The organism is Mesorhizobium sp. M2A.F.Ca.ET.039.01.1.1, assembly GCF_003998035.1.
Lineage (GTDB): Bacteria > Pseudomonadota > Alphaproteobacteria > Rhizobiales > Rhizobiaceae > Mesorhizobium.
Genome location: NZ_RZRY01000966.1, coordinates 1 through 1,908, shown reverse-complemented (window position 1 = coordinate 1,908; position 1,908 = coordinate 1). Strand labels below are relative to the sequence as shown.

Genomic DNA, 1,908 nt, shown 5'->3' with positions numbered 1-1,908 from the left:
AACTTGACCTGTCCGACCCCGCCGACGGCGCCCGGCTGGTTCTCAATGGCCACCGTCTGCACCATCTCCAGGATACGGGCCATGGCAAGGCCGGCATTGACGCGCATGTTCATCGGCGTCGAGCCGGTATGCGCCTCCTTGCCGGTCAGCGTGAATTCCAGCCACCACAGGCCTTGGCAATGCGTCACCACGCCGATCTGCTTGTTCTGCGCCTCCAGGATCGGTCCCTGCTCGATGTGATACTCGAAATAGGCGTGCATCTTGCGCGCGCCGACCTTCTCGTCGCCGACCCAGCCGATCCGCTTCAGCTCGTCGCCGAAGGTCAGGCCGTCGAGATCCTTGCGGGCATAGGCGTAGTCCTGTGTATGCACGCCGGCGAACACGCCGGAGGCAAGCATGGCCGGGGCGAAACGCGCGCCCTCCTCATTGGTCCAGTTGGTGACGACGATCGGATGCTTCGTCTTGATGCCGAGATCGTTGAGCGAACGCACAACCTCTAGGCCCGAGAGCACGCCGAGCACACCGTCATATTTGCCGCCGGTGGGCTGGGTATCGAGGTGGGAACCGACATAGACCGGCAGCGCGTCCGGATCGGTGCCGGCGCGCGTCATGAACATGGTGCCCATCTGGTCGACACCCATCGAGAGCCCGGCCGCATCGCACCAGGACTTGAAAAGCGCGCGGCCCTCCTTGTCGGAATCGGTGAGCGTCTGGCGATTGTTGCCGCCGGCGATGCCGGGGCCAATCTTCGCCATCTCCATCAGGGAGTCCCACAAGCGGTCTGAATTGATTCGCAGATTTTCGCCGGGTGCGGCCATTTGCGGTTCCCATTTTCACCAGGGGTCTTGTCGCCCCTTGAGTGGTTTGCATCCTGACCGTATGGTCAGCTTTCAGACTACACAAGCTGACCAAGCGGTCAACGAGAATCTTGGGGGAGACATGACCGAATCCACCCGTCCGATGCGGCGCCAGGACATAAGGCGGGAGAATGAAAAGGCCATTCTGCTCGCCGCCGAAAAGGTGTTCGCGGAAGCCGGGTTCGGCGGCGCCACGATGCAGCTGATCGCCGATCTGGCCGGGCTGCCAAAGGCAAATCTCCACTATTATTTCGCCACCAAAGAAGAACTCTACCGGTCCGTCGTTCAGAACATTTTCGAGATCTGGCTGCAGGCCGCCAACTGCTTCGATGCGGCGCGCGGGCCGATAGAGGGCATCAGCGCCTATATCGACGCCAAGATGGAAATATCGCGCCGCCATCCCGATGGCTCGAAGGTCTGGGCCTCGGAAGTGATGCACGGCGCGCCGGTGCTTCAGGACTATATGGAATCGACTTTGCGCGAATGGACCGACGGCCGCGTAGCGATCATCAAGCGCTGGATCGAGGAGGGCAAGATGGACCCGGTCGACCCGCGCCATCTCCTCTACATGCTGTGGGCCACGACCCAGCATTACGCCGATTTTGGCCACCAGATCGAGACGCTGAACGGCGGCAAGCCGCTCTCCGACCGGCAATGGCGGGAAGCCAAGGAAAACATCAAGCGGGTGATCCTGACCGGCATCGGCGCGCAGCCAGCCTGAACTACACGACCATCGAGGTCGGCGCTTCTTAGCCGACCTCGCCCAGCCCGCTTCACGGACACCCTCCCCTTGACGGGAAGGATGTCCGCGCCGGCTTCTTAGTCGATCGACCTCAGCACATCGCGGACATGGTCGATCAGTTCGTTGATCTGGCCCTTGGTGATGATCAGCGGCGGCGACAGCGCGATGATGTCGCCGGTGGTGCGGATCAACGCGCCGCGCTCGAAGGCCTTGACGAAAGCCGAGAACGCCCGCTTGGTCGGGTTGCCGGCGATCGAGCTGGCGCCGATCGCCGGCAACCCGACCAAGCGGGCGTTCTCGGCTTTCGTC

The 1,908-nt window shown here is 62.5% G+C and carries 2 protein-coding genes and 1 pseudogene; 1 reads left to right on the top strand and 2 read right to left on the bottom strand.

Going from position 1 to position 1,908, the window contains the following annotated elements; all coding sequences use genetic code 11:
- Positions 1-818, bottom strand: an 818-nt coding sequence (locus EOA24_RS36180; protein ID WP_127410720.1) for an allantoate amidohydrolase, incomplete at its 3' end; no start/stop codon positions are given.
- Positions 819-939: 121 nt separating this feature from the next.
- Between EOA24_RS36180 and EOA24_RS36175 the strand changes: the two genes are divergently transcribed.
- Positions 940-1,578, top strand: coding sequence for a TetR/AcrR family transcriptional regulator (locus EOA24_RS36175; RefSeq protein WP_126081953.1), 639 nt, complete (start codon positions 940-942; stop codon positions 1,576-1,578).
- A 98-nt stretch (positions 1,579-1,676) separates the two neighbouring features.
- Here EOA24_RS36175 and EOA24_RS36170 read toward each other — a convergent pair.
- Positions 1,677-1,908 (bottom strand): annotated as a pseudogene (locus tag EOA24_RS36170) (aminotransferase class III-fold pyridoxal phosphate-dependent enzyme); the annotation flags it as partial.

Coding starts and splice junctions, on each gene's coding strand:
- EOA24_RS36175 (WP_126081953.1), top strand. CDS start 940: ATGACCGAATCCACCCGTCCGATGCGGCGCCAGGACATAAGGCGGGAG.